This is a genomic window from Methylobacterium sp. J-059 (genome assembly GCF_022829485.1).
Lineage (GTDB): Bacteria > Pseudomonadota > Alphaproteobacteria > Rhizobiales > Beijerinckiaceae > Methylobacterium.
This window is the reverse complement of the sequence record NZ_JAKSYA010000011.1, coordinates 1-6,125: the sequence shown is the minus strand read 5'-3', so window position 1 is coordinate 6,125 and position 6,125 is coordinate 1. Positions and strand designations below refer to the sequence as shown.

General features: G+C 63.0%; 4 protein-coding genes and 1 pseudogene. 2 read left to right on the top strand and 3 right to left on the bottom strand.

Annotated elements, in window-relative coordinates; genetic code table 11:
- Window positions 1-993: 993 nt before the first annotated feature.
- Window positions 994-1,164, bottom strand: coding sequence for a hypothetical protein (locus tag MKK55_RS00260; protein WP_243932697.1), 171 nt, complete (start codon window positions 1,162-1,164; stop codon window positions 994-996).
- A gap of 111 nt (window positions 1,165-1,275) precedes the next feature.
- Window positions 1,276-3,717, bottom strand: coding sequence for a putative bifunctional diguanylate cyclase/phosphodiesterase (locus MKK55_RS00255; RefSeq protein WP_243932695.1), 2,442 nt, complete (start codon window positions 3,715-3,717; stop codon window positions 1,276-1,278).
- An 883-nt stretch (window positions 3,718-4,600) separates the two neighbouring features.
- Here MKK55_RS00255 and MKK55_RS00250 point away from each other — a divergent pair.
- Both MKK55_RS00250 and MKK55_RS00245 read left to right on the top strand, forming a co-directional pair.
- Window positions 4,601-5,173 (top strand): hypothetical protein, encoded by a 573-nt coding sequence (locus MKK55_RS00250; protein ID WP_243932692.1) that lies wholly within the window; start codon window positions 4,601-4,603, stop codon window positions 5,171-5,173.
- A complete protein-coding gene (locus MKK55_RS00245; RefSeq protein WP_243932690.1) occupies window positions 5,149-5,949 on the top strand; it encodes an FkbM family methyltransferase in 801 nt (266 codons plus the stop codon). The genes MKK55_RS00250 and MKK55_RS00245 overlap by 25 nt, the downstream gene beginning before the upstream one ends.
- Window positions 5,950-5,974: 25 nt before the next feature.
- On the opposite strand, the pseudogene MKK55_RS00240 reads toward MKK55_RS00245, so the two are convergent.
- Window positions 5,975-6,125 (bottom strand): annotated as a pseudogene (locus MKK55_RS00240) (dTDP-glucose 4,6-dehydratase); the annotation flags it as partial.

Here is a 6,125-nt window from a genome sequence, read left to right as displayed (position 1 = left end):
GGGTTCGGCGGTCCAATCGCCTTCGTACCCGTCCCGCGACACATCGCGGACCAGGCTGCCGACCACTTAGCCGTCGATGATGAGATCGAAGCTACCAGGGGCCAGGCGTGTAAGGGTGTAGGGCATTGGCAAATGCTGGATCAAAGCCGCAGCATGAACCCCAGCTGCCTTGGCGGCCGCGGTTGTTGCCTGGAGTGGAAAGGCTTCAGCTCTGCACCGCCTCGATATCGTCTTCATAGATCGAGTCCGGCTGGCAGGCGTGCGACTGCTTCTTCTCGTCGGTTTGGCCTTTGCGACCCCAGCAGTAGCCGGCTTGCGCCAGGCGGCCGCTCAGACGGTCGCGGAGACGGCATTGCTCTCGGGCGACGTCAGCATCTCCTGAGCCCTCACACGCTTGCGAGGCCTTACTTTCAGCCGTCAGCAACTCCGGGACGGTCGGCATCTGCTGCTGTGCGCTGGCACCTCCGGCCATAGCGACGAGAGCGAGGGCGGTAAGGGCTATGCGCATCCCGGCAGGATAGCAGCCGCAGGGTAGGTGTCGAGCTGAACGCCTTCATGAGCGGTCGCTCCTGGATGGAAGTCCTGAGCGGAGCGATCGCCGTGCTGGTGCCGGTGGCGGTCCTGCGGGACCTCGCAGCCTCGCGCGATCCTCCACCGGACGGATGACGTGTCCGGGCCTGCGCCCTAGGTACCTGCCCTCACAGAGACCGCTTAGCCCCGCCGGCATCCGCTGCGCGGGGCTTTTTCGTCATCCATTAACCAGCTCACGCTACGACCCGGCCATCGAAGGGGTTCCTCTGGCCCTGACATCACCTCAGCCCGCCCGGTTGCCGCCGTGGCGGGCTTTTTCGTGCCTGCCGCCTACCACGCAGCCTGCTAGGCCGGCACGCCAACGGGATGCCCCAGACGGTCCCGCCGAAAGGTCTGGTTGCCGTACCGGATCTAGGTGTCGCCGATCGCCTCGACACAGCGGGCCTTGATCAAAGGGCAGCCCTAGTAGTCGACGCGGACCACGCCGAGGGGCGGGTAAAGGCCGAACAGGCTGGTGGCCATCCAGCCGAGGGCGATGGTGTCCTCGCCGAACCAATCGAGGAAGTCGATCGCCGCCTCGCGTACCAGCGGGTTCGATGGCTGGCGCTTCGATGGCGCGATGCCGCCGGCCAAGGTGGCGTAATAGACGTCGTATCGGACCCTAGCAGCTACTTCGAAGACTCAAGCTTCGCGGGATATGAACTGTGTGTCGATCGCCTGAGTTGTCCCGCGGCAGAGGATCACTCAAGCGGCACGAACTTGTGCACCATTCTTAAACACTGAGATCAAGCGTTCCGGGTGACCGATCAGGTATCCCTGAACGGCATCGCAATCGAGCGCTCTTAGAAGGGCGAGCTGATTCGCATCCTCAACACCTTCAGCGATCGTCAGAATGTTCATGTCACGCCCCATCTGCGTGATCGCTTTGACGACCGCCATCGAATGCTTATCTTCCAAAGCTGCTGCAACGAAGCTGCGGTCGATCTTGATCCTGTCCAGCGGCAGGTCCCGCAGATGAGCAAGAGACGAGTACCCCGTCCCAAAGTCGTCCATCGCGATCTTGATGCCGAGTTCGCGCAGCGCCAACAAGGTGTGCGCAATTTGAGGCCCGTCCTCGACCAGTGCCGTCTCCGTCAGCTCGATCTCCAGTCTGCTCGCCGGCAGCCCACTTTTCGCCAGGGCGGAAGTGATATGAGCGAGCAGCATCGGCGAACGGAACTGCACGGCCGAGATGTTGACCGCGACATGCTGATCAGTTGGCCAAGCTACAGCCTGCCGGCAGGCCTCTTCCAACACCCAGCGCCCGATCGGCAGGATCAACCCTGTCTCTTCCGCCAACGGGATGAAGGTCGCCGGGGAGACGAGCCCCCGCGTTGGATGCGGCCAGCGAATAAGCGCTTCGAAGCCCAGGATGGTGTCGTCGGCGAGCGCCATGATGGGCTGGTACGCGAGATGGAACTGACCCTCGGACAGGGCGAACCGGATGTCGCTTTCGAGGAGATGCCGATCCGCGACGGCCTCGATCATCCCAGGGGTGTAGCGCGTCGCACGACCTCGACCTTGGCGTTTGGCCTCGTACAGCGCGATGTCCGTTCGCTGCATCAGATCTGTTGGGCTCGCCCGGTCCTCGGTGCTGCACACGCCGATGCTGCAGCCGATCACGATGGTCAGATCGTCGAACGCGTACGGCTTCTCGATCGCGATGACGATGCGCTCGGCCAAGCTCATAGCTACCTCGGCGTCCATACGAGCGATCAACGCCATTTCGTCACCGCCCAGGCGAGCGACGAAAGCGGTCTCCCCCGCCAGCTCGGACAGCCGTGATGCCACGCTGACAAGAAGGCGATCGCCGATCCCGTGACCGAAGGTGTCGTTGACGGCCTTGAACCGGTCGAGGTCGATCAGCAACAGCGTGGAGGGTTGCTCCTCGTCATGCGCTTGCGCCAGGCGTTCGAGCAGCGACCGACGGTTGGCCAAGCCTGTTAGCGGATCGTGATAGGCAAGCAGGGAGATCTCGCGCTGCGCCTGTTTTGCTTGCGTGATGTCGTCGAAGGTGAGCACCGCACCATCCTCGATGGGCTGGCAAGCGATGGACAGGATCCGGCCATCCTCGAAGCTGTGCTCGACGCGAGTCTCGTCGTCCCTGGCCATCCAGGCTCGGTGGTTTGCCAGCACCCTGGCGACGCGGTCTGCCTCCCAACCATTCGCCCGACCCACACACTCGAGGAAGGCTGCCAACCTCATTCCACTGGCCATGTCGCTTGGCGCGAGCTTGAGCATCGCGCAGAGGCGCTCATTGTAGAGCTCCACGATCTCGGAAGCAGATACCTTGAGGATCCCGTTCGACATCTTTTGCAGTGCCGTCGCGAGAACACGAGCGTGTTCAGTTTCTTGGGTATCAAAGCGCTTAGCTGCAGTTAGAGCGAGAAGCGTCCCGAACAGAAGGATGGCGGCGCCTGTCGCGGCAAGAACACTGAGTGCGACCTGTACGCCGGGAAGGAGCTGATCGACGCGCTCCCCGGTCAAGACCGTGCCCGCGATCGAGACGAAATGCGTCCCACAAACCGCGACGACGATCAGCGACGTGGTCACCAGCCGTGATCCAGTTCGCCCCGGACGCACGAGCGCGAGCGCCATGCAGGCAGCGCCGATCAAGCAGGCGAGGACGTTGAAGCCAAGCGACTGAACCTGGCCGCAGTTTTCCAGCGCGGCCATCCCGCTGATGTGCATAACGCCGATCCCCAGGCCTGACGCAGCTCCGGCAACAAGGCGCATCCATCCCCGTGGGCATATGATCGAAAGGGCGAATGGTAGGCCTACCGCGACGATTGCTGCAGCGGCGGAGACCATCGTCGTGTTAAAGTTGTAACTTAGGACGAGATCGGTCCGGTACCCTAGCATCGCCACAAAATGAGTCGTCCAGACACTAGTGCCCGCAACGACGGCCGTTCCAAGCAACCACCATCGCCGGGTGGTTGTGCTACCAACCTCTGCATAGTGGATGAGAGATACCAACAGCCACGCACTGAAGGTGCAAATAGTCGCTGCGGCGACAATAAAGCTGAGGGATTGGCTATCAACTAAGGATATGAGCAGAGATTGCATGCAATAATATTGCGTGCAAAGGGTTTCCTGCCTGTTGAAAATTATAGTAAATAAAATCTTTTCGCGCAGCTCCGCGATCACAAAAGCGTCTAAACCCCGCCTCGCATTGTTCCTACTGTTCGGTCCAGCATTCGTAGCCGGGTGATTAACCGCCCCGAAGGTCCCGATCCGCCCCTCCCCTCCGGCTCGGTCACACCCAGAGCTGGACGGGTGGCGACGTCCTGCCCTGCCGGCGAAACGAACCAACGTTTCGCCAATGATACGTTGGAACCGAGCGCGAACGTTCTACATCTGTCCTCTCCGATTTCGTCTGCTTTCTCTGCTATTTGAGGGAAGTCGTTGCGCTCATAACGGTCTGGTTGCAGGTTCGAGTCCTGCCGGGCCCACCACCATGTCCTCCCCCGTAGCCCCCCGCGCCTCCCCGCTTCGCAGGTTGCAGGGACCGTCATGGGGACGGATGCGCGCGGTCACACCCCGCCCGGACCGGGCCGGCGGGGCTGCCGGCGACGCGGGATCGGTGCTCGGGTTTGCCCAGGCTCGTATTTCGGACCGGGCCAGTTGCGCGGCTGCTGCATGGTCGCGGTCATGGGTAGCCGGAAGGCCGGATTCGGGAAGCTGGTGGGCGCAGGCGGCCGATAGCCGAGGGACGAATGCGGTCGGGTGGCGGTCATGCCTCGCGGTGCACCGAAACGCATGCCGACCTGATCCCGGGCCGCTACGAGGCGGGTTCGAAGATCGTCCTGCACGGCGCCGTGCGATGCCCTGGCGGGCACGGCGTGCCGACCGGCACCGGCGGCCGGTGCGCGTCTTCCGGCGGCATCGGAGCAGGAACGAGCGGACGCGAGAGCAACCGGGCAAGACTGGTTCGAGGGGCGGCTCGGCCTCAATCCGGACGGATCGACCGTCCGCGACGCGACGGCCACCCACACGGCGGTCGCCTGCCGCCGAGGCCGGGCTCCGCGCGGTGCGCGCTGCCGTCCCGCACGGGCATCACGAGACCGCCGCCACCCTTATCACCGGCGGTCCCACGGCCGTCGCCCTGCGTGATCGGGCCGGGGACGGGGCTTGGTTTCGCTCCGACGGCACCGACAGGCTGGTCCCAAAGCTGGAGCGGCGCGACACCGTCATCCTCGACGACCTGAACCTCCACAAGGTCGCCGGTGTCCGCGGGGGCTCGCGGCGGCCGGCGCACGGAGCCGCCAGCGACCGCTCGACCGCCCCGACGTCGACCCGATCGATCCATCGACAAGCGCAGGATGAGGAGGCTTTTGCCAAGCTGAAGGCCTGCCTGCGCGCCGCCGCTCCCCGCGCCATCCCGGATCTCCAGCGCGCGATCCGGAAAATCTTCGCCGACTTCACGATGCAAGCGTATCGATGCGACCTCGCCGCCGGATACCGCCACGACGGCGCGACAGGAACGGAAAACGGCTCGCGCGCGCTGGAGCCAAGAAGGCTAAGTACCGATTTGAAATTGATTTCTCGTTCGGATCCGCTGCTACTGGTCGAGAAGCCGTGGAGCGCACGATGCCGTATCTAAGACAGAAGGCTTACGCACTCATATCAGAAGCTTTGGAAGAGATCGTTCCCCTTCCATCGCGCAAAATCCGCTTGGAACATAAGATTCATTTCGTCGATGTCGGTGCATCGAAGGGCATCCAGCCGAAATGGTTGCGACAGCAAGACAATATCATACCGGTGCTGTTCGAGCCGAATCCCGAAGAGGCGCGTCGCCTGCGCGATCAGCTCTCCGCCTTCGAAAAGTCCTTCGTGATCGAGACCGGCCTGGCCGACCGGAATGGTCCGCAGCAGCTCCATATCGGCGAGCATTATGGCTGCACGTCGATACTCGAGGCGAACTCGGCATTCCTCAGCGATTATCAGATCGCGGCCAGCTATCACGTCAAAGATACGGTCGAGATCGAATGTGCCCGCTACGATGGCCTCGTCGATGCCGGCAAGGCGCCCGTTCCGGACGTCATCAAGATCGACGTCGAAGGCTACGAGAGCCATGTTCTCGAAGGGTTCGGGTCGCTGCTTCACAACGTCATCGGCATCGAGACGGAGGTATTCTTCTATCCCGTTTACAAACGGCAAGCGTTGTTTCACGACTTGATCGCCCAGCTCGAACCTTTCGGGTTGCGATTGAAGCGCATCGAAGAGGTTCCGGCTTTCGATGGAGACCTGGTGTGCGCCAACGCCTACTTCATGAAGGATCGGGTTGCCTATGCGAGGCTGAGCACGGAGCGGCGTGCGAAGTACGATTTGGCCGCTCACGTGTTTCAGATAACGGAGCGCCCTCTCGCTCGATGCTGATGTCGAAGGCGTCGCGAGCGCTCGGTCAAGCGGCTGGGGCGAGGCCGAGGCGCTCGCCGGCGTAGCGGCCCTCCCGGATCGGGCGCCACCAGGCCGCGTTGTCGAGGTACCAGCGCACGGTCTCCTCCAGCGCCTGCTCGAAGGTCTTGGACGGCGCCCAGCCGATCTCGGCCTCG